At 73.9% G+C, this 22,129-nt stretch carries 22 protein-coding genes; 8 read left to right on the forward strand and 14 right to left on the reverse strand.

The annotated features are described in order from the left end of the window. Positions 1-56: 56 nt before the first annotated feature. The 13 genes from ligD to ACFO3J_RS06005 all read right to left on the reverse strand — a co-directional run bounded on the left by ligD (position 57) and on the right by ACFO3J_RS06005 (position 13,712). The gene (gene ligD, locus ACFO3J_RS05945) at positions 57-974 is read right to left on the reverse strand and encodes a non-homologous end-joining DNA ligase (RefSeq protein WP_386426800.1); all 918 of its coding nucleotides are present in this window, start codon (positions 972-974) and stop codon (positions 57-59) included. Beyond that, on the reverse strand, positions 971-2,833 hold the full coding sequence (locus ACFO3J_RS05950; RefSeq protein WP_386426802.1) for a transketolase: 1,863 nt from the start codon (positions 2,831-2,833) through the stop codon (positions 971-973). The genes ligD and ACFO3J_RS05950 overlap by 4 nt, the downstream gene beginning before the upstream one ends. Continuing rightward, on the reverse strand, positions 2,830-4,275 hold the full coding sequence (locus ACFO3J_RS05955; protein ID WP_386426804.1) for an NAD(P)/FAD-dependent oxidoreductase: 1,446 nt from the start codon (positions 4,273-4,275) through the stop codon (positions 2,830-2,832). The genes ACFO3J_RS05950 and ACFO3J_RS05955 overlap by 4 nt, the downstream gene beginning before the upstream one ends. A gap of 78 nt (positions 4,276-4,353) precedes the next feature. Then, positions 4,354-4,605 (reverse strand): TfoX/Sxy family DNA transformation protein, encoded by a 252-nt coding sequence (locus tag ACFO3J_RS05960; RefSeq protein ID WP_386426806.1) that lies wholly within the window; start codon positions 4,603-4,605, stop codon positions 4,354-4,356. A 175-nt stretch (positions 4,606-4,780) separates the two neighbouring features. Further along, complete coding sequence (locus ACFO3J_RS05965; protein ID WP_386426808.1) at positions 4,781-5,560, reverse strand: exodeoxyribonuclease III; 780 nt, start codon at positions 5,558-5,560, stop codon at positions 4,781-4,783. A 72-nt stretch (positions 5,561-5,632) separates the two neighbouring features. Further along, complete coding sequence (locus ACFO3J_RS05970; protein WP_386426810.1) at positions 5,633-6,265, reverse strand: MBL fold metallo-hydrolase; 633 nt, start codon at positions 6,263-6,265, stop codon at positions 5,633-5,635. A gap of 66 nt (positions 6,266-6,331) precedes the next feature. After that, entirely contained in the window at positions 6,332-7,645 is a 1,314-nt protein-coding gene (gene pcaDC / locus ACFO3J_RS05975; RefSeq protein WP_386426812.1) for a bifunctional 3-oxoadipate enol-lactonase/4-carboxymuconolactone decarboxylase PcaDC, read from the reverse strand. Between the two features lie 34 nt (positions 7,646-7,679). Next, positions 7,680-8,615, reverse strand: coding sequence for a hypothetical protein (locus ACFO3J_RS05980; protein WP_386426814.1), 936 nt, complete (start codon positions 8,613-8,615; stop codon positions 7,680-7,682). After that, positions 8,612-9,760, reverse strand: a complete 1,149-nt coding sequence (locus tag ACFO3J_RS05985) for an ROK family glucokinase (protein ID WP_386426816.1) — start codon at positions 9,758-9,760, stop codon at positions 8,612-8,614. The genes ACFO3J_RS05980 and ACFO3J_RS05985 overlap by 4 nt, the downstream gene beginning before the upstream one ends. Continuing rightward, positions 9,757-10,650, reverse strand: coding sequence for an ATP-binding cassette domain-containing protein (locus tag ACFO3J_RS05990; protein ID WP_386426818.1), 894 nt, complete (start codon positions 10,648-10,650; stop codon positions 9,757-9,759). Before ACFO3J_RS05990 ends, ACFO3J_RS05985 begins: the two co-directional genes overlap by 4 nt. Beyond that, positions 10,647-11,687 carry an ABC transporter permease gene (locus tag ACFO3J_RS05995; RefSeq protein WP_386426933.1) on the reverse strand — a complete coding sequence of 347 codons (1,041 nt, stop codon included), beginning with the start codon at positions 11,685-11,687 and terminating at the stop codon, positions 10,647-10,649. Before ACFO3J_RS05995 ends, ACFO3J_RS05990 begins: the two co-directional genes overlap by 4 nt. A 5-nt stretch (positions 11,688-11,692) precedes the next feature. Next, positions 11,693-12,832: a sugar ABC transporter substrate-binding protein gene (locus tag ACFO3J_RS06000; protein WP_386426820.1), complete on the reverse strand. Its 1,140-nt coding sequence runs from the start codon at positions 12,830-12,832 to the stop codon at positions 11,693-11,695. Positions 12,833-12,920: 88 nt separating this feature from the next. Beyond that, complete coding sequence (locus tag ACFO3J_RS06005; RefSeq protein WP_386426935.1) at positions 12,921-13,712, reverse strand: GntR family transcriptional regulator; 792 nt, start codon at positions 13,710-13,712, stop codon at positions 12,921-12,923. A gap of 114 nt (positions 13,713-13,826) precedes the next feature. On the opposite strand from ACFO3J_RS06005, the gene ACFO3J_RS06010 reads away from it, so the two are divergent. From ACFO3J_RS06010 to ACFO3J_RS06045, 8 genes are all read left to right on the forward strand, one after another. Then, positions 13,827-14,894 carry a Gfo/Idh/MocA family protein gene (locus ACFO3J_RS06010; protein WP_386426822.1) on the forward strand — a complete coding sequence of 356 codons (1,068 nt, stop codon included), beginning with the start codon at positions 13,827-13,829 and terminating at the stop codon, positions 14,892-14,894. Then, positions 14,891-15,739: a TIM barrel protein gene (locus ACFO3J_RS06015; RefSeq protein WP_386426824.1), complete on the forward strand. Its 849-nt coding sequence runs from the start codon at positions 14,891-14,893 to the stop codon at positions 15,737-15,739. Before ACFO3J_RS06010 ends, ACFO3J_RS06015 begins: the two co-directional genes overlap by 4 nt. Then, positions 15,736-16,725, forward strand: a complete 990-nt coding sequence (gene iolC / locus ACFO3J_RS06020; RefSeq protein ID WP_386426826.1) for a 5-dehydro-2-deoxygluconokinase — start codon at positions 15,736-15,738, stop codon at positions 16,723-16,725. The genes ACFO3J_RS06015 and iolC overlap by 4 nt, the downstream gene beginning before the upstream one ends. After that, positions 16,722-17,594 carry a 5-deoxy-glucuronate isomerase gene (gene iolB, locus ACFO3J_RS06025; protein WP_386426828.1) on the forward strand — a complete coding sequence of 291 codons (873 nt, stop codon included), beginning with the start codon at positions 16,722-16,724 and terminating at the stop codon, positions 17,592-17,594. Before iolC ends, iolB begins: the two co-directional genes overlap by 4 nt. Further along, positions 17,591-19,432 carry a 3D-(3,5/4)-trihydroxycyclohexane-1,2-dione acylhydrolase (decyclizing) gene (gene iolD, locus ACFO3J_RS06030; RefSeq protein ID WP_386426830.1) on the forward strand — a complete coding sequence of 614 codons (1,842 nt, stop codon included), beginning with the start codon at positions 17,591-17,593 and terminating at the stop codon, positions 19,430-19,432. Before iolB ends, iolD begins: the two co-directional genes overlap by 4 nt. Before the next feature lie 68 nt (positions 19,433-19,500). Then, on the forward strand, positions 19,501-19,875 hold the full coding sequence (locus ACFO3J_RS06035) for a VOC family protein (RefSeq protein WP_386426832.1): 375 nt from the start codon (positions 19,501-19,503) through the stop codon (positions 19,873-19,875). A gap of 143 nt (positions 19,876-20,018) precedes the next feature. Beyond that, positions 20,019-20,243 carry a hypothetical protein gene (locus tag ACFO3J_RS06040; RefSeq protein ID WP_386426834.1) on the forward strand — a complete coding sequence of 75 codons (225 nt, stop codon included), beginning with the start codon at positions 20,019-20,021 and terminating at the stop codon, positions 20,241-20,243. Positions 20,244-20,268: 25 nt separating this feature from the next. Then, positions 20,269-20,763 carry a hypothetical protein gene (locus tag ACFO3J_RS06045; RefSeq protein ID WP_386426836.1) on the forward strand — a complete coding sequence of 165 codons (495 nt, stop codon included), beginning with the start codon at positions 20,269-20,271 and terminating at the stop codon, positions 20,761-20,763. Positions 20,764-20,785: 22 nt separating this feature from the next. Here the strand turns inward: ACFO3J_RS06045 and aroA are convergent, their stop codons facing one another. Further along, positions 20,786-22,021: a 3-phosphoshikimate 1-carboxyvinyltransferase gene (gene aroA / locus ACFO3J_RS06050; protein ID WP_386426838.1), complete on the reverse strand. Its 1,236-nt coding sequence runs from the start codon at positions 22,019-22,021 to the stop codon at positions 20,786-20,788. Positions 22,022-22,129: the final 108 nt, after the last annotated feature.

Genomic DNA, 22,129 nt, shown 5'->3' on the forward strand with positions numbered 1-22,129 from the left:
CCCGGCCGGGGTTCCGCCCACCACCTCATCTGCCTCCCGGGCGACCTGGTTTCCGGTCAGCCCAGTGCGCGCAGCCGTTTGGCCGCGGGGCCGAGCGAGTGTCCCCGGGAGGGCAGCAGGCCGTCCCAGGGATCGTTGCGCGCGTGGTCCAGCGCGTTCTCGACGGTCCAGCGCCGCGGGCTCAGCCCGGGGTCGTCCAGCGCGTCCCGGGTGATCGGGGCCGCGACCGGTGCGCCGGGCAGTGCCCGCACCGACCAGGGCGCGACGGCGGTCTGCGCGTAGCCGTTGCGCAGCACGTCGACGAAGAGCCGTCTGCCGCGCGCGCTCTTGCGCGGCTCGGTGGTCAGCTCGCCCGGGTGGCGCGCGACGAGTGTGTCGGCCACCTCGCGGGCGAAGTCCCGCACCTCGTCCACATCGGCGCGCCGGTCGAGCGGCACCGTCAGATGCAGCCCGCGCGAGCCGCTGGTCATCGGCGCCCAGGGCAGTGCCAGCTCGTCCAGCAGTTCGCCGAGCCACTGGGCGGCGCGGCGAACCGGGGCGAAGGCGTCACCGGCCGGATCGAGGTCGAACACCATCCGGTCCGGCTGCCGCGGCCGGTCCGCCCGGGACTGCCAGCGGTGCAGTGTGGTGCAGCCCTGCCCGGCCAGATAGACCAGCGTGTCGGGGCTGTCGGCCAGCACATGGGTGACGGTGCCGCCCTCCTTGGGCAGCTGGACCCGTTTGATCCAGTCCGGGTAGTGGCCCGGCACGTTCTTCTGCATGAAGCGCTGCCCGTCGATGCCGTCCGGGTGGATCTCCAGCATCAGCGGCCGGTCCTTGAGCTGCGGCAGCGCGTAGGGGGCGATGTCGCGGTAGTACGCCGCCAGGTCCGCTTTGGTGACCTCCGCCGCGCCGCGCCGGGCCGGGAAGAGCACCTTCTCCGCCCGCGCCACCCGCACCGCGTGCCGGCCGGCCTCGACCGTGAGCGTACTCATCGGCCCACCAGCTTCCGGGCCGCCGCCGTGATGGCGTCGGCGTCGATGCCGGCCGCGTGCAGCTGCTCCTTCGGGGTGGCCGATCCCGGCATGGAGTGCACCGCGAGGCGGGTCAGCAGCGGCATGGGATGGCCGTTGCCGAAGGACTCCAGTACGGCGTCGGCCAGGCCGCCCTCGGGGTGGTGGTCCTCGGCGGTGACGAACCGGCCGGTGTCCTCGGCGGCCGTCCGCAGGGTCCGGGCGTCCACCGGCTTGACCGAGTACAGATCGATCACCCGGGCCCGGATGCCGTGGTCCGCCAGCCGGTCGGCGGCGGTGAGCGCCTCGTGCAGGGTGACACCGGCGCCGATCAGGGTCACCTCGTCGTCGTGGCCGGAGCGCAGCACCCGGCTGCCGCCGATCGGGAACTCCTCGCCGGGCGCGTAGATCACCGGGGTGTTCCCCCGGCTGGTGCGCAGATAGGTGATGCCGGCGCGGTCGGCCATCGCCGGGACCAGCTGGGCGGTCTGGTTCGCGTCGCAGGGGTAGAGCACGGTGCTGCCGTGGATGGACCGCATCATCGCGAGGTCCTCCAGCGCCATCTGCGAGGGGCCGTCCTCACCGATGCCGACGCCGGCGTGCGAGCCGAAGACGTTCAGGTCGGAGCGGCTGACCGCGGCCATCCGCAGGAAGTCGTGCGCGCGGGTCAGGAAGGCGGCGAAGGTGCCGGCGTAGGGCTGCCAGCCGCACACCCCGATGCCGACCGCGGTGCCGATGAGCTGCTGCTCGGCGATGTAGCACTCGATGTAGCGCTCCGGGTGCTCCTTGGCGAACAGCTCGGCCTTGGTGGAGTCGCCGACCTCGCCGTCCAGCACCACCACGTCCTCGCGGCGGGTGCCGGTCACGGTCAGCGCCTCGCCGAAGGCGGTCCGGGTGGCGACCTCGTCGCCCAGGTCGTAGGCGGGCAGCGCGGCCTTCGGGTCGCCGCCGTGGGCGGGGCGCTCGGCCGGCTCCGGGTGGCGGACCTCGATCCGCAGCTCGCGCACCCCGCCGAGCTCGCGGACCGCCTCGCCGGCGTCGGGCACCGGCTTTCCGTGCATGCCCTCGCGGTCCTCGACGGCGGCGACGCCCTTGCCCTTGCGGGTGCGGGCGATGATCGCGGTCGGCGCGCCGCGGCTGGCCCCGGCCTCGGCCATCGCCGCGTCGACGGCGCCGATGTCGTGCCCGTCGATCTGCAGGGTGTGCCAGCCGAAGGCGCTGATCCGGCGCGCGTAGGCGTCCAGGTCCCAGCCGTGCCGGGTCGGGCCGCGCTGACCGAGCCGGTTGACGTCGATGATCGCGGTGAGATTGTCCAGGCCCTCGATCCCGGCCTGCTCGAACGCCTCCCACACCGAGCCCTCCGCCAGCTCGCTGTCCCCGCACAGCACCCAGGTCCGGTACGGCAGGTGGTCCAGGCGCTTGCCGGCCATCGCCACCCCGACCCCGATGGGCAGTCCCTGGCCGAGCGAGCCGGTGGCCACGTCCACCCAGGGCAGCTTGGGCGTCGGGTGCCCTTCGAGGCGGCCGCCGAGCTTGCGGTAGGTGGTCAGCAGCTCGTCCTCGGTGATGGCGCCGGCCGCCTTGTAGGCGGCGTACAGCAGCGGCGAGGCGTGGCCCTTGGAGAAGATCAGGTGGTCGTTGCCGGGGTGCTCGGGGTGGTCGAAGTCGTAGCGCAGATGGCGGGCCAGCAGGACGGCGACGAGGTCCGCCGCGGACATCGACGAGGTGGGGTGTCCCGAGCCCGCCGCGGCGGCGGCGCGGACCGCGTCCACGCGCAGCTGCTGGCCCAGTTCACCGATCTGGTCGTCGGTCAGGGACGGTGCCTGGGTGACCGTGTTCATGAGGGGCGTTCTCCGTTCGCTTGCGGGCGGTCGGACGAGGTGCTGTGCGGCGGCTTGCTCTCCGGGGGCTCGGTGGCGGGCCGGCCGGCCGGGGCGGGACCGCTCGGCGGCGGGGCGTTGCGCGTCCACTGGTCGGGGCCGCGCGGCAGCTCGGGCGCGGCGGTGTCCAGCGGTACGGCGTAGGAGCGGACGATGCCCAGCTGGACGGCCTGCCGGGGCAGCACCGCGTCGAGCAGCCAGTCGGCGGCGACCCGGACGCGGTTGCCGGGCATCGCCATCAGGTGGTAGCCGCGGGTGACCGCGCCGGCCGCGATCCCGGACAGCGGGACGCGCAGCGGGTTGGCGGCGGCCTTCACGCCGCCGAGGTCGACGGTGAAGCCGAGGTCGTGGTGCTTGTACGGCCTGGTGCTGCCGTAGCCGAAGGAGGCGGCGATGTTGCGCGCGGCGGTCTTCCCCTGCCGGCTGGCGTGCTGGGCGGTCATCGGGGTGTACGAACCCGGCCGGGTGCGGTCGGGCACCGCGGCGGCGTCACCGGCCGCGTAGACCTCCGGATGCCCGGGCACCACCAGCTCCGGGCCGACCACCAGGCGGCCCTTCTCGGCGGGCAGGCCGACGTCGGCGACCAGCGGGTCGGGGCGGACCCCGACGCACCAGATGAGGCTGCGGGTGGCGAGGTGCTCGCCGGTGTCCAGCAGCACACCGTCCGAGGTGGCCTCCTTGACCGATTGGCCGGTGCGCACCTCCACCCCGCGCCCGCGCAGCACCCGGTCGGCGGTCCGGGACAGCCGCGGGTCCAGCTCGGGCAGGACCCGCTCGGCGATGTCCAGCAGCAGCCAGCGCGGCGGGTCGCGGTGCCGCAGCACCCGGTGCCGTTTGACCAGCGTGTCGGTGTAGAGCTTGCCCTGGGCGGCGACCTCGGTACCGGTGTAGCCGGCCCCGACCACCACGAAGGTGCAGCGGGCGGCGCACTCCCCCGGGTCGTCGGTGCCGCCGGCCAGCTCCAGCTGCCGGGTGATGTGGTCGCGCAGGTAGAGCGCCTCGGGCATGCCGCGGAAGCCGTGCGCGTGCTCGGCGATGCCGGGTATGGGCAGCAGCTTGTTGACGCTGCCCACGGTGAGCAGCAGCCGGTCGTATCCCAGCTCGCCCCGGTCGCCCTCGGGGCCGGTGTACGAGACGCTGCCCCGGTCCAGGTCCACCCCGTCGACCTCGCCGAGCACCAGCCGCACCCCGCGCAGGGTGCTCGGCAGCGACACCGCCACCCTGCGGGCCTCCAGGACGCCGGCCGAGACCTGCGGCAGCAGCGGCAGGTACAGGAAGTAGTCGGTGGGGTTGATCAGCACGATCTCGGCCTCTTCGCGCAGGCCGCGGTGCCGGCTCAGAGCGCGGGCGGCCTGGTATCCGGCGAAGCCGGCCCCGACGATGACGACACGGGATCGGGACATGGGGGGCTCCCTTCCTCAGGCAGCGGCTGCCCGGGAGGGAGCGGGACAAACGGGGCGGCGCCGGGAAGCGGCGCGCGGTCAGCCCAGCACCCGGTGGACCAGGGTGTCGCGCTCGGTCTGCGGGATCGCCGTCCAGCGCATGCCGCGCAGCGCGCCCTCCAGGGCCAGCAGGGTGTGGGTTCGGGCGTCCTCGGGCAGATCGGGGCTGATCTTCTCGTAGGCCCGGCCGGAGCCGAGGCGGCGCAGTTCGCCCGCGTCGCCGACGCCGGCACGACGCAGACGGTCGGCGAGCACCGCCCCGATGTTCGGCAGCTGCTGAAGGGAGTCCATGTGGCGCCTCCGGTACAAGCTGGTGGGTGCGTTCGGCGCCATCATGCACGGGCGGCGGCGCGCTGCCGGGGACTCGGCGGCTGACACGCCCGGGGCGGTCCCCCGCGGTGGTGATGTGCGGCCAGTCGGTCCCGGGCCGCCCGGACCCCGCGCGCCGGAGAGTCGGGCGCCGCCGTCACAGATCGAGGTCGACCACCACCGGGGCGTGGTCGGAGGCGCCCTTGCCCTTGCGTTCCTCGCGGTCCACATAGGAGTCGGAGACGGCCTTGGCGAAGGACTGGTTGCCGTAGACGAGGTCGATCCGCATCCCGCGGTTCTTGGGGAAGGCCAGCTGGCGGTAGTCCCAGTAGGTGTAGGGGTGGTCGTACTTCAGCGGGCGGGGCAGCACGTCCGTCAGGCCGGTGCCGCGCAGCGAGGTGAGCGCGGCCCGCTCGGCGGGGGTGACGTGGGTCAGGCCCTCGAAGGCGGCGGGGTCGAAGACGTCGTCGTCGGTGGGCGCCACGTTGTAGTCGCCGAGGACCGCGAAGGGGCGCTCGCCCGCCGCGTCCCCGGCGACGGCGGCCTGGAGCGCCTCCAGCCAGAGCAGCTTGTACGCGAAGTGCGGGTGGTCGACCTCGCGGCCGTTGGGCACGTACACCGACCAGACGCGGACCGGGCCGCAGGTCGCCCCGACCGCCCGGGGCTCGCTCACCCCCTCGAACTGCGGACCGGCCGGCAGGCCGTGCACCACGTCCTCCAGACCGGCCCGCGAGATCACCGCCACGCCGTTCCACCGCCCGGTGGCCTCCACGGCGGCCTCGTAGCCCAGCGCGCGCAGCTCGGTGTGCGGGAACTGCTCGGGGGTGCACTTGATCTCCTGGACGCACAGGACGTCCGTGCCGCTGCTCTCCAGCCAGGCCAGCAGCCGCGGGAGGCGGGCGGTGATCGAATTGACGTTCCAGGTCGCGATGCGCATGCCTGACAACCTAGCGGCTGGGTCCGACACCGCCCGCGCACCGGCCGGACTCCGGCGCCGGGAGCGCCGCGGCTACGCGTCGGTCGCGTCCCCGGGGGTCAGCCGCAGGTGGTCGGCGCCGCCGAGGCCGCCGACCAGCGAGTCGTACAGCGGGCGGGCCTGGTCGTTGAGCAGGCCGTCGTGCACGTCGATGGTGCGCTGCGGCTTGATCTCGCGTACGTATTCGATGACGTCGAAGATCTTGTTCCAGGGTGCCTGCAGGGGCAGCAGCAGGGTGTCGACAGGATGGTTCGGCACGGTCAGCGCGTCCCCGGGATGGAAGATCGAACCGTCCACCAGATAGCCGACGTTGGTGACCCGCGGGATGTCGGGGTGGATCACCGCGTGCAGTTCGCCGTGCACCTGGACGTCGAAGCCGGCGACGGTGAAGGCGTCGCCGTGCCCGACGGTGTGCACCCGCCCGGGAAAGGCGGCCGACATCTGGTCGGCCACGCTCGCCAGCGTCCACAGCTCGGTCGCCGGGTTGGCCTCAAGACCGGTGCGCAGCCGCGCCTCGTTGAAGTGGTCCGGGTGCTCATGGGTGACGAGGATGACGTCCGCGCCCGCCGCCGCGTCGTCCTCGCTCCAGCCACCGGGGTCGATGACGAGGGTGCGGCCGTCCTTCTCCAGGCGTACGCAGGCGTGTCCGTTCTTGGTCAGCTTCATGCGCCCATCTTCCTACGGCTGCCCCCGCCCGCGCCTGTCGAGCCCCGGTGGGGGCTTGGCCCCCTCCTATGGTGTGCCGCTCCCGGTCTCCTCCGCGACCACGGCCCGGGCCGCGTCGATGGCGGCGCGGGCGGCGGGCAGCCCGCAGTAGACGGCGGTGTGCAGCAGCGCCTCCTCTATCTCGGCGGGCGTCAGACCGTTGCGCAGCGCGGCGCGGGTCTGCTCGGCGAGTTCGCCGAGCTGGCCGAGCGCGGTCAGCGCGGTGAGGGTGATGACGCTGCGGGTGCGGCGGTCCAGTCCCGGCCGGCCCCACACCTCGCCCCAGGCGTAGCGGGTGGCGAAGGTGTCGAACGCGGAGCCGAAGCCCTCGGCGCGGGCCAGCGCGGCCTCGACCTCGGCGTCCCCGGTCAGCTCGCGGCGCACGCGCAGCCCCTCGGCGTAGTGGTCGGGGCCCGCCGGCGGCGCGGCCGGCCCGGGCATGCGGGGTGCCACCGGCGGCGGGGCGGGGGCGAAGGGCAGCGGCGCGGGGGTGTGGTCGGCCCAGGCGGCCCGGAAGTGCCGGGCGAGCAGGTCGCCGACCGCGGCCGGCTCCTCGACCGGGGCCAGGTGCCCGGTGGCGGGAACGACCGCCAGGCGCGCGTCGGGTATGCCCGCGACCAGCAGGCGGGCGTCGGCCGGCGGCGTCTCGGTGTCGTCCACGCCGACCACCACCAGCGTCGGCACGGTGATGCTGCCGACCGCGTCGCGGATGTCGAAGGCGGCCAGCGCCTCGCAGGCCGCGACATAGCAGGCGGCGTCGGTGCTCCTGACCATCTGCACCGCCCACTCGGTGATCGCGGGCTGGGTGGCCAGGAAGGCCTCGGTGAACCAGCGCTCGGGGGTGGTGTGCGCGGTACGGTCCAGGCCGTTGGCGCGCACCAGCACGCCGCGCTGGCGCCAGCCGTCGGCGGTGGCGTAGCGGGCCGCGGCCGAGACCAGGGCGAGCGCGGCCACCCGGTCGGGCCGCAGCAGCGCCAGCCGGGCGCCGATGGCCGCGCCGAGCCCGCAGCCGGCGTAGCCGAAGCTGTCGATGCCCTCGTCGTCCAGCACCGCCAGCAGCCGCCGGGCCAGGTCGTCGACGGAGTAGGCCGGGTCGGCCGGCGCGCCGCCGTGTCCCGGCAGCTCGTAGCGCAGCACCCGCCAGTCGCCGCTGAGCATGGGGAGCTGGCGGTCCCACATGTGCCAGGTCGCGCCCAGCGCGGGGCCCAGGACGAGCACGGGGGCGTCGTCGGGGCCGTCGAAGCGGTACTGCAGCGGGGGCTGCAGCAGGTCGTCACGATCGTCGTACCCGTCGTTGAACGTGTCGTACGTAGTGGCGGCCTGGTCGGTCGTCTCGCTCATCGCCTCACGCTATCGAGTGAAGGCGGGGACGGGGTCACCCGCCCCCGAAGCCATGCTGGAAATTGACAGTGGACACCACGTACACCGTCGGGGCGTCGGGGTCCGTGAGGTCCACCGTGATGTCGTGGTCGGGCTTGTCGCCGGCCTGGTGCAGGGAGATCCCGGCGTAGGGGCGGTGGACGCCGAAGTCCCAGTCGGCGCCTTTGGTCTGGGCCGGGGTGATCGCGGACCGGCCCTCCTTCAGGGCGGCGCGGCTGGTACCGACCTTCGCCAGGAAGGTGTCCAGTCCGCCGGCGGTGGTGGTGAACTGCGCCAGCAGCGTGCTGGTGTCCCAGGAGTTGGTCTCCAGGTAGGCGGGGTGGGTGGCGCCGATCGGGAACGCCACCTGGTAGATCCGCTGCTGGAGCGAGCTGGGCCTGGCCCGGGTCAGATGGCGGGCGGCGGCCTCCTGCTGCTTGTCCTCGCCGCTGTCCCGGCTCTGCTCGGCGGCGATGACGACATAGCCGATGGGCACCAGGACCAGCAGCGGGAGCACCGTCCAGCGCACCCAGCGGGGGAGGTCACGGGGCGGTCGCATGCCGGATCCGGCGCGCTCGGCGCCGATGGCGGGGTGCTGGGGCGGGATGGTTCGCGATGGGCTCATCTGCTCGGGCTGATCGGACGGATCGGGCTGGTCGGACGGATCGGTGGCGGTGGGATCGACGGGTTCGGGGTCGGCCGGCACCGGGCCGGTGGGGGCGAGGTCGGCGGCTGCCGGGTCGGCGGCTGCGGGATCGGTGGTGTCCGGGTCCGGCGGGTCCCCGGTCGGGAACGGGTCCGCCGGGTCCGCTGGGTGGGCCGGGTCGGCTGGCGCGCCCGCGGTCTGCTCGGGCCCGCCGCCGGAGCCCGCCGTCTCGGCGGAGTCCGCCGCGCCGGTCGCCGGGACCCGGTGCTGTCGCTGGTGCTCGTGCTGGTCGGGGGTGGTCGTCACGAATCGGCCTCCTGCCGTCCGTAGACCCGACCGTAGCGCTCGTACCGCTCGACGCGGCGCCGGTTGGCGCGGCGGAAGCGGCGGGCGACCAGCCGGGCCAGGTCGGCGGCCCCGACCATACCGGCCTCCGGGCCCAGCTCGGCCTTGACGATCCGGGCCTCGGGCCGGTAGCCGCGGCCGGTGAGATTGCGGCGGAAGGCGTCCCTGGCCGGGCCGATCAGCAGGTCGTCGGCCGCGCTGACGCCGCCGCCGATGACGAAGCAGGACGGATCGAGGGCGGCGGCCAGATTGGCGATGCCGATGCCGAGCCACTGCCCGATGTCCTGGAACAGCTCCACGCACATCGCGTCGCCCTCGCGGGCCAGTTCGGTGATCAGCGGCCCGGTGATCTCGCGGATGTTGCCGCCGACCCGGTCGTTGATGCTGTGGGCGACCGGGGAGTCGGCGGCGGCCATCTCGCGGGCCTCCCTGACCAGGGCGTTGCCCGAGCTGTACTGCTCCCAGCAGCCGCGGTTGCCGCAGGCGCAGCGGTGTCCGCCCTGCACCACCTGCATATGGCCGAACTCGCCGGCCACGCCGTAGCGTCCCCGCTTGACCCGGCCCTCCTCCAGGATCGCGCCGCCGATGCCGGTGCCGAGGGTGATCATCACCAGATCGCTCTCCCCGCGGCCGGCCCCGAAGCGCCACTCGGCCCAGGCGGCGGCGTTGGCGTCGTTGTCGACCATCACCGGGACCAGCAGCCGGTCGGCCAGCCGGTCGCGCAGCGGCTCGTCGCGCCAGGCCAGGTGCGGGGCGAACAGCACCCGGGAGCGGTCGCCGTCCACCCAGCCGGCCGCGCCGATGCCGACCGCGTGCACGTCGTGCCGCTCGGACAGGTCGAGCACCAGCTCGACGATGGTGTCCTCGACGACCTTGGGGCTCTTGGACTTGTCCGGCGTCTCGGCGCGGATCTTCTCCAGGATCGTCCCGTCGGCGTCCACCACCCCGGCCATCACCTTGGTGCCGCCGATGTCGATACCGACGGTGGGGACGCGGGGCGCGGTCAGGTGCGAGCGGCGCTCGCGGCGGTCGCGCATCCCGACGTTCTGCCACACCGTGGCGCGGGCGGCGCCGCCACGGTAGACACGTTCACGATTGGCACTCAAGCGTTGCTCTCCGGCTCGCTGCTGTCGGGTGTCGTACGAACCGGTTCATCGGGGGTCGCACGGCTCAGTTCATGGGTCAGCTCGTCCAGCTCACTGCCTCCGGCCATCTCCCGGGTCAGCTCGTCCAGCGTAATGTCCTTCTTGAGGTGGCTGCCGGACATCGCCCCGCGCTTGAGCAGGACGAAACGGTCACCGACCAGGTAGGCGTGGTGCGGATTATGGGTGATCAGCACCACCCCCAGCCCTCTGTCGCGGGCCGCTGCCACGTATTTCAGCACCATTCCGGCCTGTTTGACGCCGAGCGCGGCGGTCGGCTCGTCGAGTACCAGCACCTTGGCGCCGAAGTGCACCGCACGGGCGATGGCCACGCACTGGCGTTCGCCACCGGACAGGGTGCCGATCGGCTGGTCGACGTCCCGCAGATCGATGCCCATCCGCAGCAGCGCCCGGTGCGTGGTGGCGCGCATGGCGGCGGTGTCCAGCCGGCGCAGCGGGCCGCGGCCCCGGGTGGGTTCGGAGCCGAGGAAGAAGTTCCGCCACACCGGCATCAGCGGGACCACCGCCAAGTCCTGGTGCACGGTGGCGATCCCGCGGTCGAGGGCCTGGCGCGGCGAGGTGTGCCGCACTTCCTCGCCGCCCACCGTGTAGCTGCCGGAGTCGTGCGGGTGCAGCCCGGCGACGATCTTGATGAGGGTGGACTTGCCCGCCCCGTTGTCACCGAGGACGCAGGTGATCTCTCCGGCGCGCACATCGAGACAGACGCCCCGCAGCGCCCGGACGTTCCCGTAGGACTTGGAGACGTCGGTGAGCCGCAGCAGCGCGGCCGGCCCGGGCACGGCGGTCGCCGGGTCCGGCGGCCCGTCCGTACCGGTCGTCGCCCCGCCCGTCATTCGCCGGCCTCCGCCCGCTTGCGCACCCAGGCGTTGAGCAGCACGGCGAGCAGCAGCATCATGCCGAGGAAGAACTCGAACCAGTTCGGGTCCCATTGGGCGTAGACGATGCCCTTGCTGGTCATACCGAAGATGAACGCGCCGACCGCCGCGCCGACCGCGCTGCCGTAGCCGCCGGTCATCAGACAACCGCCGATGACGGCCGCGATGATGTACAGGAACTCGTTGCCGACGCCCTCGCCGGACTGGACGACGTCGAATGAGAACAGCAGGTGCTGTCCGGAGATCCAGGCGCAGAAGGCCACCGCCATGTAGAGGCCGACCTTGGTCCGGGCCACCGGGACGCCGACCGCGCGGGCCGCGGCCGCGTTGCCGCCGGCCGCGAAGATCCAGTTGCCGGTCCGGGTGCGCAGCAGCACCCAGGTGGCCACCGCGACCAGCCCGAACCACCACAGGATGGTGACCTGGAGGTCGACCGAGCCGATCGTCCAGTGCGAGGCGAAGACGTCCCGGGCGGTCGGGAAACCCTCCATGTCGCCGATGGACTTGGTGGAGACGGTGCCGCTGATCAGTTTGGTCAGGCCCAGGTTGAGGCCGGTGAGCATCAGGAAGGTGCCCAGCGTGATGATGAAGCTGGGCAGCCGGGTGCGCACCAGCATCACCCCGTTGAACGCTCCGACCGCGAGGGTGACCAGCAGCGAGACGCCGACACCGACCCAGACGTTCGCGGTCAGCTGATAGCTGGACATCGAGGAGACCAGCGCCGAACTCGTCACCATGACGCCGGCCGACAGGTCGAACTCGCCGCCGATCATCAGCAGCGCCACGGGCACGGCCATGATGCCGATGGTGGAGGACGCGTAGAGCACGGTGCTGAGGCTGGAGGCCCGCAGGAAGGGGTCGGCGGCGATCGAGAAGAAGACGAAGACGGCCGCCGCGCCGACCACCGCGCCCAGTTCCGGCCGGCCCAGCAGCCGCCGGGCCGCCGAACGCGGCGCCAGCCGCTCGTCCGGCCGGTCCCGCCGGCCTGCGGTCAGGGCGGTCACCGGGTGCCCCGCCGGGTGTACGCCAGCAGCGCGTCGGCGTCGTCCTTGGTGACGATCTGCGGGCCGGTGAGCACGGGTTGGCCGCCACCGAGGGTGTCGCCGTTGTAGCGGTCCAGCCAGAGCAGGTCGACCGCCTCGTAGCCCTGGAGGTACGGCTGCTGGTCGACCGCGAAGCCGATCGTGCCGTTCTTGAGGGAGGCGGCGACCTGCGCGTTCAGGTCGAAGGTGTCGATCTCGGCCCGCGAGCCGGCGTCGTCCCTGGCCTTGGCGGCGGTGGCGGCGAAGGGGGCGCCGAGGGTGACGACGGCGTCGATGCCGTGGTCGGCCTGGAGTTTGGCCTCGATCGCGGACCGCACGTCGGGCATGTTGGTGCCGTCGACGTAGAGGTCGTCCAGCCGGCCGGTGAAGGTGTCCTTGGCCCCGGCGCAGCGCTGCTCATGCCCTACGTTGCCCTGCTCGTGCAGGACGCACAGCGCGTGTTTCCGGCCCCGCCTGTCCAGTTCCCGGCCGACCGCCTGTCCGGCGATCGTCTCGTCCTGGCCGATGTGCGCGATCGCGCCGAACCGCTTGGACTGCGCGGAGCCGGAGTTGATGGTGATCACCGGGATGCCGGCCTTCTCGGCGCGGGCGACCGCGGCTTTCATCGCGTCGGGCTTGGCCAGGGTGACGATCAGGCCGTCCACATGGCTGTCGACGGCGGCCTGCACGAGCTGCGCCTGCTCGTTGGCCTGGTCGCTGCTGGAGTAGACGAACTTGATGTTGTCCTTGGCGGCGGCCTGCTTGGCGCCGCTCTGCACGATGTCCCAGAAGGTGTCGCCGGCTCCCGAGTGGGTGACCATCGCGAAGGTCCAGTGCGGGGTGTTCACGGCGGAGCCGTTCGCGGCGAGCCGGTTCGCCCGGTCCTCGGCGCGCTTGCCGCCGGTGCTGCTGCACCCGGCCAGCGCGGTGGCGCCGAGCAGCGCCGCCAGCAGCGCGCCGAGCGCGCGCCGGGCGCCGGTGGCCCGCGGCCGCCGGGCCGGTTTTGTCCTTCCCGTTCCCGTTCCTGCCTTCGCCACCTGGCCCTGCCTTTCGGTGCTGTCCGTGGTGCGGCCGGGGATGGAGTGCTGCGAGAGATCGGAAGTGCTGCGAGCGACCATCCCGGCGGGGCAAGTATCCGTCAAGGGGTCGGGCGCTCCCGGCGCGGGGCGCGGGGGGCCCGGGCGGTGTGAGGGCGGGCGCGGGGCGCTACGCCCGGACCAGCAGCCGGAACTCGAAGGCGTAGCGGGAGGCGCGGTAGACATGGCTGGCGTACTCCACCGGCCGGCCCCGGTCGTCGTACGTGGTCCGCAGCATGGTCAGCAGCGCGGCGCCGGGCGGTTCGGCGAGCAGTCCGCACTCCTCGTCGGTGGCCGTGCGGGCGCCGACCGTCTGCTGGGCGCTGTGCAGGGTTATGCCGCGGCGGCGCATCAGCGCGTACAGGCCGGTGGCCTCCAGCTGGCCGTCGGCGAGTTCCAGCAGGTCGCACGGCAGGTAATTGCACAGGTACGCCATGGGCTCGCCGTGTGTCAGCCGCACCCGGCGCACCACCGTCACCGGTTCGGCGGCGGGCAGACCGAGCGCGGCGGCGGCTTCGGCGGAGGGGTGCCCCCGGGTGTTGTGCAGGACCCGGGTGGTGGGGTGCAGTCCGGCGGCGAGCAGATCGTCGTACAGGCTGCTGAGTTCCAGCCGGCGGGCGACCCGGCTGTGCACCACCTGCGTCCCGACCCCGCGGCGGCGCACCAGCATGCCCTTGTCGACCAGCGTCTGGATGGCCTGGCGCACGGTGGGACGGGACAGGCCGAGGCGGGCGGCCAGCTCGATCTCGTTGCCGAGCAGACTGCCGGGGGTGAGCGCACCGTCCTCGATCGCGGCTTCCAGTTGCCGGGCGAGCTGGAAGTAGAGCGGGACCGGGCTCGCCCGGTCGACTGCCAGCCGCAACCGCGCGGGGTCGTGCGTCGGCTCGTGCTTGGGCACGAGGGGAGCGTAGCGGCAGGGCATCATGACGGGAAGTCCTTATGTCCGGACAATACGTTGACACGGTGCGGGGCGGCGCGGGAGGTTGGGACCGCGGTTCCGGGACGACGCGCCGAAACGGCAGGAGCACATATGCGGATGCGGATCGGACTTCTCGGCGCGGGGCGGATCGGCGCCTTCCACGCCGCCACGCTCGCGGCGCACCGCGAGGTGGGCGAGCTGCTGGTGGCGGACGTCGATCCGCTGCGGGCCCGGCAGGTGGCGGCGGAGCACGGCGGTGCGGCCTGCTCGGTGGACGAGCTGTTCCACCGCCGCCCCGACGCGGTGGTGATCGCCACCGCGACCGCCGCGCACGCCGGGCAGATCGCCGCGGCGGCGCTGGCCGGCCTGCCCGCCTTCTGCGAGAAGCCGGTCGCCGTGGATCTGCCCGGCACCATCGCGGCGCTGCACGCGGTCGAGACGGCCGGCACCGTGCTCCAGATCGGCTTCCAGCGGCGTTTCGACCCCGGCTACCGGGCCGCCCGCGAGGCGCTGCGCACCGGGCGGGTGGGCCGGCTGCACACCGTGCGCACGGTCAGCTCGGACGGGTCGCCGCCGCCGGCCGCCTATGTGCCGCTGTCCGGCGGGCTGTACCGGGACTGCCTGATCCACGACTTCGACATCGTGCGCTGGGTGACCGGCCGCGAGGTCACCGAGGTCTACGCGACCGGGACGAATGTGGGCGCTGACCACTTCCGCGCCGCGGGCGACGTGGACACCGCGAGCGTGCTGCTCACCTTGGAGGGCGGGGTGCTGGCGACGGCCACCGCGGCCCGCTATCACGCCGCCGGGTACGACGTGCGGATGGAGCTGGCCGGCACCGAGGACCAGCTGACGGTGGGCGGCGGGCCGCGGGCCCCGATGACCTCCGTCGAGCCCCTGGTGGCCGGACCGGCGGTGCTGCCCGGCGGCCGGGTGGACAAGTGGCCGGGCTTCCTGGAGCGCTTCGCGTCCGCCTACCGGGCCGAGATCGCCGCCTTCCTGCGCGTCGCACGCGGTGAGGCCCCCAATCCCTGCGAGGGTCGGGACGCGCTGCGCGCGCTGCTGGTGGCCGAGGCGTGCGAGGTCTCACGCCGCGAACGGCGGCCGGTGGCGCTGGCGGAGGTGGAGCCGGCGGGTCCCGCGGGTCCGGCGCGGCCGAGCGAGCGGATCGGGGTGGTGACATGAGGCTGGAGCGGATCGCGGCAGCGCCGATCTCCTGGGGCGTGTGCGAAGTCCCGGGCTGGGGACATCAGTTGACGCCCGATCGGGTGCTGGACGAGCTGACCGGGCTGGGCCTGGGGGCGAGCGAGTTCGGCCCCGACGGCTTCCTGCCCGGACCGCTGCTGGCGGCCCGCGGTGTGACCGCGGCGGGCGGCTTCGTACCGGCCGTGCTGCACGAGCCGGACCACGACCCGCTGCCGGACGTCCGGGCCGCGCTCGACCGCTTCACCGCGGCCGGCGCCCGCACGCTGGTGCTGGCCGCCGCCACCGGCGGCGACGGCTACGACGCCAGGCCCGAGGTCTCCGCGGCCGGCTGGCGCACCCTGCTGTCCCATCTGGACGCCATCGCCGCCCTGGCCTCGTCCCTCGGGGTCACCGCGGCCCTCCACCCCCATGTCGGCACGGTCGTGGAGGGCCCGGCCGAGGTCGACCGGGTGCTGGACGGCAGCTCCGTCGGGCTCTGCCTGGACACCGGCCACCTGCTGGTCGGCGGTACGGACCCGGTCGCCCTCGCCCGGCGCGCCGCCGACCGCGTCAGCCACGTCCACCTCAAGGACGTCCGGGCGGAGACGGCCTCCGACGTCCGGGAGGGCCGCCGTACGTACACCGCCGCGGTCGGCGCCGGTCTCTACCGACCCCTCGGGCAGGGCGACCTGGACCTGGGCGCGCTGATCGGGTCGCTGGAGTCCGCCGGGTACGACGGCTGGTACGTGATGGAGCAGGACACCGTGCTGACGGCGGAACCGGCCCCCGGGGAAGGGCCGCTGGCGGATGTGCGGGCCTCGCTGGAGTGGCTGGTGGACAGGTGACGACGGGACCGCCCGGCGGCCGCGCCCACGACGTGATCACCCTGGGCCGGATCGGTGTCGACCTGTACCCGGAGCAGAGCGGGGTCGGCCTCGCCGACGTACGGTCCTTCGCGAAGTCCCTGGGCGGCACCGCGGGCAATGTCGCGGTGGCCGGCGCCCGGCTGGGGCTGCGGACCGCCGTGCTGACCGGCGTCGGCGACGACCCCTTCGGCGGCTATGTCCGCACCGCCCTGCGCGGCTTCGGCGTGGACGACTCCCTGGTCAGCACCGTCCCGGGCGTCCAGACCCCGGTGACCTTCTGCGAGTTGTTCCCGCCGGACGACTTCCCGATCTACTTCTACCGCCGCCCGGTCGCCCCCGACCAGTGCCTGACCCCGGACCGGCTGGACCGGGACGCGGTGCGGTCCGCCCGGGTCCTGTGGATCACCGGTTCCGCGCTGGCCGTCGAGCCGACCCGCTCGACGCTGTTCGCCGCGCTGGAGGAACGCGCCGGCGCCGAGGTGTGGTTCGACCTGGACTGGCGTCCCGGCTTCTGGGCCGACCCGGCGCGGGCCCCCGCGCTGTACGCCCGCGCCCTGTCCCACGCCACCCTCGCGGTGGGCAATATCGCCGAGGCCGAGATCGCGGTGGGCAGCCGGGACCCCCGGGAGGCAGCGCGACTGCTGCTGCGCCGGGGGGTGCGCACGGCGGTGGTCAAGCAGGGTCCGGCCGGTGTGCTGGGCAGCACCGCCCGGGAGACCCACCACGTGCCGCCGGTGCCGGTCGAGGCGGTCAACGGCCTCGGCGCGGGCGACGCGTTCGGCGGCGCGCTGTGCGCGGGCCTGCTCGCCGGGGACCCGCTGCCGGAAGTGCTGCGGGCGGCCAACGCGGCCGGCGCGCTGGTCGCTTCGCGCCTCGCGTGCGCCGACGCGATGCCGACCCGGGCCGAGATCGACGCCGTGCTGCGCGGAACCGATGTGCGGGGCCGGGGAGTTGAGACCGTATGACACATCTGCCGGCCGGCTCCGGCGCCAAGGACGGCTACGAGCTGTGGATCGACCCGGACTCGGCGGGCTGGGATTACTGCGGGCTGCGGGTGCTCGCCCTGGAGCCCGGCGGCTCCCGCGCCCTGCTCACCGGCGACAGCGAGTGGATCGTGCTGCCGCTGGCCGGCGCCGCCACCGTGCGGGCGGACGGCGAGACCTTCACCCTGCGCGGCCGCCGCGATGTCTTCTCCGGGGTCGCGGACTTCGTCTATCTGCCCCGTGACTGCTCGGCGGTGCTGAGCAGTGCGGCCGGCGGCCGGTTCGCACTCGCCGGGGCCCGCTGCGCCCGGCGGCTGCCCGCGCGCTACGGCCCGGCCGGCGCCGTACCGGTCGAGCTGCGCGGCGCGGGCGGCGCGAGCCGCCAGGTGAACAACTTCGCCGCCGCCGACAGCTTCCGCTGCGACCGGCTGATCGCGGTGGAGGTGCTGACCCCGGGCGGCAACTGGTCCTCCTTCCCGCCGCACAAGCACGACGAGAGCGGCCCGGGCGAATCGCGGCTGGAGGAGATCTACTACTACGAGTTCGGCGGCGGTCCGGCCGCGCTCGGCTACCAGCGGGTCTACCCCTCCCGCCCCGGAGGCACCGAGCTGCTGGCCGAAGTCCGCGCCGGGGACGCGGTGCTGATCCCGGACGGCTGGCACGGCCCGAGCATGGCGGTGCCCGGCTACGACATGTACTACCTCAATGTGATGGCCGGCCCCGGCCCGGAGCGGGCCTGGCTGATCAGCGACGATCCCGCGCACGCCGGGGTCCGCGACAGCTGGCCCGGCCAACCCCGCGACCCCAGGCTGCCGTTGTACGAAGCGTCCGACCGGGAGGTGGAGGCATGAGGCTCACCGTCGCCCAGGCCCTCGTACGGTTCCTGTCGGCGCAGTACACCGAACGCGACGGCGTGCGGCACCGCACGGTCGCCGGCATGTGGGGCATCTTCGGCCACGGCAACGTAGCCGGGGTCGGCCAGGCGCTGCTGGAAGCCGGCCCGGACGCGATGCCCTTCCACCAGGGCCGCAACGAGCAGGCGATGGTGCACGCGGCGGTCGGCTTCGCCCGGATGAACCACCGTCTGTCCACCATGGCCTGCACCACCTCCATCGGTCCGGGCGCCACCAATCTGGTGACCGGCGCGGCCCTGGCCACCGTCAACCGGGTGCCGGTCCTGCTGCTCCCCGGCGACGTCTTCGCCACCCGCCCCGCCGACCCCGTCCTGCAGCAGCTCGAAGTGCCGTGGGCGTACGACGTGTCGGTGAACGACACGCTGCGGCCCGTCTCCCGCTACTTCGACCGGATCTGGCGCCCGGAGATGCTCCCCGCCTCGCTGCTCCAGGCGATGCGGGTGCTGACCGATCCCGTGGACACCGGCGCGGTGACGCTGGCGCTCCCCCAGGACGTCCAGACCGAGGCCTACGACTGGCCGCCGGAGCTGTTCCGCGAGCGGGTCTGGACGGTGCGGCGGCCGGTGCCGGACGCCGCCGCCCTGTCCGAGGCCGCCGCCCTGCTCCGGGGCGCGCGCAGGCCGCTGATCGTGGCCGGCGGCGGGGTGCGGCACTCCGAAGCGGGCCCGGCGCTGGCCGAGTTGGCGGCCTCCACCGGCATCCCGGTGGTCGAGACCCAGGCCGGCAAGGGCTCCTTGCGGTGGGACCACCCGCAGGCCCTCGGCGGTGTCGGCCACACCGGTACCGCCCCGGCCGACGCCGCGGCCCGCGCGGCGGACGTGGTGCTCGGCGTCGGCACCCGCTGGACGGACTTCACCACGGCCTCGGGCACCCTCTTCCGGTTCGACGCCCGCTTCGTCAATCTCAACACCGCTTCCTTCGACGCCCACAAGATGACCGGGCTCGCCCTGCTCGGCGACGCCCGGGCCGGAATCGAGGCTTTGGCGGCGGAATTGACGGGCCATCAGGCGCCGGCCGCGGTCTTCGGACAGGAGGAGTGGCGGGCCCGTACGGACGCGGTGTTCGGCGCGGAGGGCGACGGACCGCCCTCGCAGGGCGAGGTGATCGGCGCGCTGGACGCCGTATTGGAAGACCGGGACGTACTGATCAACGCGGCCGGTTCGCTGCCCGGTGACCTGCACAAGCTGTGGCGGGCCCGCGACCCGGAGCAGTATCACGTCGAGTACGGCTACTCCTGCATGGGTTACGAGATCCCCGCCGCGATCGGCGTCAAACTCGCCGCGCCCGACCGCGAGGTGTTCGCGCTGGTCGGCGACGGCACCTATCTGATGCTGCCGACCGAGGTGGTCACCGCCGTCCAGGAGGGCATCCCGATCAACCTCGTCATCGTGCAGAACCACGGTTATGCCTCGATCGGCGGGCTGTCCGAACAGGTCGGCGCCGAATCCTTCGCGACCGCCTACCGCTTCCGGGCGCCGGACGGCTCCTTCGCGGGCCCGCCCCTCCCGGTGGACCTGGCGGCCAACGCGGCCAGCCTCGGCCTGGAGGTCTTCACCGCCCGCTCGGCCAAGGAGCTCAGGACCGCCCTGACCGCGGCGCGCGACTCCCCCCGGGCCACGGCGACTTATGTGGAGACCGACCCTTCACGCCCGACCCCTTCCGCCGAGGCCTGGTGGGACGTGCCCGTCGCCGAGGTCTCCACCCGCCCGGCCGCCCGGTCCGCCCGCGGCGCCTACGAGGCGGCCCGTCCCCGCAGCGGCCGCCCGCGTATCTGAGCCCGCCCGGCCCCGGACAGCGGAAACGAGGACGTGCGGGCGGCCGGATCGTCATTAGGGTGCCGCTCATGACATCTCATGTGCGGCACATCACGATCGACTGCGCCGACGCCCACCGGCTGGCGTCCTTCTGGGCCGCGGTGCTCGGTGGAACGCTCGCCGAGGACGACGCGCCGGGGGACCCCGAGGCGCTGGTCACCTCCCCCGGCGGCTCGCTGCTCTTCATCACCGTGCCGGAACCCAAAACGGTCAAGAACCGCGTCCACCTGGACCTCCAGCCCCAGGACCGCGGCCGGGACGCCGAGGTGGAGCGGGTGGTCGCCCTGGGCGCCACCGTGGTGGGCGACCACCGCCGCCCCGACGGCACCGGCTGGGTCACGCTGGAGGACCCGGAGGGCAATGAGTTCTGCGTGGAGCGGAGCGCGGCCGAGCGGGCGGAGTGATCCGCGGCGCAGGGGCGGAAGTGCCGCCGAAGTGCCGGTCAGCTGCCGCACAGGACTGCCGATCCAGGGCGCCGGGGGCTCATAGGGTGCGGGCACGACAGGGGGCGACAGGTCCGAACTGCCCCTGCTTCCCGGGAGGTTCCATGAAGAAGCACAACCGGCTCGCGGTCGCGGGCGCAGCCGCGGCCGTCCTCGCGCTGAGCACGGCGGGCGTCGCGCAGGCCGAGGCCCCCGCTGCCAAGCCGGACCGCATCACATCCGTCCAGCAGCTGCACCAGAACCTGGCGCGGGCCATCGCGCTGGAGCAGGTGCAGACGGCCGAGATCGGCACCGGTCCGATCGGCAAGGCGCTCGCCGAGAACGTCTGACGGATCAAGTGAAGGAGTGAGCACCGTGGGAACCGACGATTCCGCCCTCACCTGGTGCCCGAGCGGGCAGCCGGACGCTCCCGAGTCCGTTGTCCTCGGGGTGCGTTCGGGCGCCGACGGCCGGGTGACGTATCTCGCCGAACCGGTACCGGCCGCCGATGTGCTGGGGGCGATCCCGGAGGGCATCGAACCGACGCGGGTGCTGCGGTTCGCGTCGCACTGCGTGTCGGCCTGCGCCCACCGGCGGGGGAACGACTGCACGCTGGTCCAGCGGGTGCTGGCGGTCCCGGTGCGGGAGGAGTCCCGCGCGGTCCCACGGTGCCACCTTCGCGGCAGCTGCAAGTGGTGGAGCCAGTCCGGCGTGGACGCCTGCTACCGCTGCCCGGCCGTCTCCACCGCCCACCTCGCCGACGACGAGCTGGCCACCTTGATGGCCGACCCGACCGCCACGCCCGAGCAGCTCACCGCCTGGATCGCGGCGGACGCCGCCGACCGCGCCGACGCCGCCGCACCGGCCTGACCGGCCGGCGGCCGGACCCGCGCTATACGCCCCACTCCGCGCGCACGCCCGCGAAGAACTCGTGGAAGCCGGGGAAGGTCTTCTTCACGCACCCCGGGTCGTCGAAGGTCGTGCCGGGGGTGCGCAGGCCCGCCACGGCGAAGCTCATCGCGATGCGGTGGTCGCCGTGGCAGGCGATCCGCACCGGGGCCGGGACGCCGGGGTGGATCTCGATCCAGTCGGGTCCGGTCTCCACCCGGATGCCCTGGCGACGCAGATTCTCCGCGCACGCTTCGAGGCGGTCGCACTCCTTCACCCGGGTGTTGTAGACGTCCTCGATCCGCACCGGGCCGTCCGCGAAGGGGGCGATCGCGGCCAGCGTCGGCATCGTGTCGGAGATGTCCCGCATGTTCACGGTGATCCCGCGCAGGCGGCCGGTGCCGGTCACGGTGGTGGCGTCCTGGCCGGTCTCGACCTCGGCGCCCATCTCCCGCAGCACGTCGACGAAGCGCAGATCGCCCTGGAGGGCCTCGGCCCCCAGGCCCGCCACGGTCGCGCTGCGCCCGGACAGCGCGGCGGCGGCGAAGAAGTAGCTCGCGGTGGAGGCGTCCGGCTCGATCGGGTAGTCGGTGGCGCGGTAGCCGCCCGGCGGCACGATGAAGGTGTCGCCGTCCCGGGTCACTTCGGCGCCGAAGCGGCGCATCATCGCGAGCGTGATCTCGACGTACGGCACCGAGACGATGCCGGTGACCCGGATGCGCAGGCCCTCGGCGGTCAGCGGGCCGGTGAGCAGCAGCGCGGTGAGGAACTGCGAGGACAGGCTCGCGTCGAGGTCGATCGCGCCGCCCTTGATGCCGTCGGCGACCACGGTCAGCGGGAGCCGGCCGTCTGCGTCCTCGTGGGTGAGGTCGACACCCAGCGAGCGCAGGGCCTCGGTGAGCGGCGCGACGGGCCTGCGGCGCATCTGGGCGGAGGCGTCGAAGCGGAAGGTGCCGGTGCCGGCCGCGGCCAGCGCGGGCAGGAAGCGGGCGGCGGTCGCCGCGTCCCGGCAGTAGACGTCCGCCCGGTCGGCGGCGGGGCCGGCCGGGCGGCCGGTGACGCGCCATACGTCCGCGCCGCGTTCGACGTGGTAGCCGAGCTCGGTCAGGCCCGCCGCGAAGCCGTCGGTGTCGTCGGACAGCAGGGGGCGGCGCAGGGTGGTGACACCGTCCGCCGCGGCGGCGAGGAAGAGGGCTCGGGCGGTCACCGACTTGGAGCCGGGCACGGCGACGACGGTCACGGGGGTCCTCCTGGCACGATCGACACATGGGCCCGCTGGGGCCCCGCGCCGAGTCTAGGCCGCGCCCGGCACCGGACGCCCCGGCCCGGCGCCGGCGCCGTGAGCCCG

It is taken from the genome of Streptomyces polygonati, from assembly GCF_042650325.1.
GTDB lineage: Bacteria > Actinomycetota > Actinomycetes > Streptomycetales > Streptomycetaceae > Actinacidiphila > Actinacidiphila polygonati.

Bases quoted from the DNA above. Each gene is read 5' to 3' on its own strand.
- ligD (WP_386426800.1), bottom strand. From the start codon at position 974: ATGAGTACGCTCACGGTCGAGGCCGGCCGGCACGCGGTGCGGGTGGCG.
- ACFO3J_RS05950 (WP_386426802.1), bottom strand. From the start codon at position 2,833: ATGAACACGGTCACCCAGGCACCGTCCCTGACCGACGACCAGATCGGT.
- ACFO3J_RS05955 (WP_386426804.1), bottom strand. From the start codon at position 4,275: ATGTCCCGATCCCGTGTCGTCATCGTCGGGGCCGGCTTCGCCGGATAC.
- ACFO3J_RS05960 (WP_386426806.1), bottom strand. From the start codon at position 4,605: ATGGACTCCCTTCAGCAGCTGCCGAACATCGGGGCGGTGCTCGCCGAC.
- ACFO3J_RS05965 (WP_386426808.1), bottom strand. From the start codon at position 5,560: ATGCGCATCGCGACCTGGAACGTCAATTCGATCACCGCCCGCCTCCCG.
- ACFO3J_RS05970 (WP_386426810.1), bottom strand. From the start codon at position 6,265: ATGAAGCTGACCAAGAACGGACACGCCTGCGTACGCCTGGAGAAGGAC.
- pcaDC (WP_386426812.1), bottom strand. From the start codon at position 7,645: ATGAGCGAGACGACCGACCAGGCCGCCACTACGTACGACACGTTCAAC.
- ACFO3J_RS05990 (WP_386426818.1), bottom strand. From the start codon at position 10,650: ATGACGGGCGGGGCGACGACCGGTACGGACGGGCCGCCGGACCCGGCG.
- ACFO3J_RS06000 (WP_386426820.1), bottom strand. From the start codon at position 12,832: ATGGTCGCTCGCAGCACTTCCGATCTCTCGCAGCACTCCATCCCCGGC.
- ACFO3J_RS06005 (WP_386426935.1), bottom strand. From the start codon at position 13,712: ATGCCCTGCCGCTACGCTCCCCTCGTGCCCAAGCACGAGCCGACGCAC.
- ACFO3J_RS06010 (WP_386426822.1), top strand. From the start codon at position 13,827: ATGCGGATCGGACTTCTCGGCGCGGGGCGGATCGGCGCCTTCCACGCC.
- ACFO3J_RS06015 (WP_386426824.1), top strand. From the start codon at position 14,891: ATGAGGCTGGAGCGGATCGCGGCAGCGCCGATCTCCTGGGGCGTGTGC.
- iolB (WP_386426828.1), top strand. From the start codon at position 16,722: ATGACACATCTGCCGGCCGGCTCCGGCGCCAAGGACGGCTACGAGCTG.
- iolD (WP_386426830.1), top strand. From the start codon at position 17,591: ATGAGGCTCACCGTCGCCCAGGCCCTCGTACGGTTCCTGTCGGCGCAG.
- ACFO3J_RS06035 (WP_386426832.1), top strand. From the start codon at position 19,501: ATGACATCTCATGTGCGGCACATCACGATCGACTGCGCCGACGCCCAC.
- ACFO3J_RS06040 (WP_386426834.1), top strand. From the start codon at position 20,019: ATGAAGAAGCACAACCGGCTCGCGGTCGCGGGCGCAGCCGCGGCCGTC.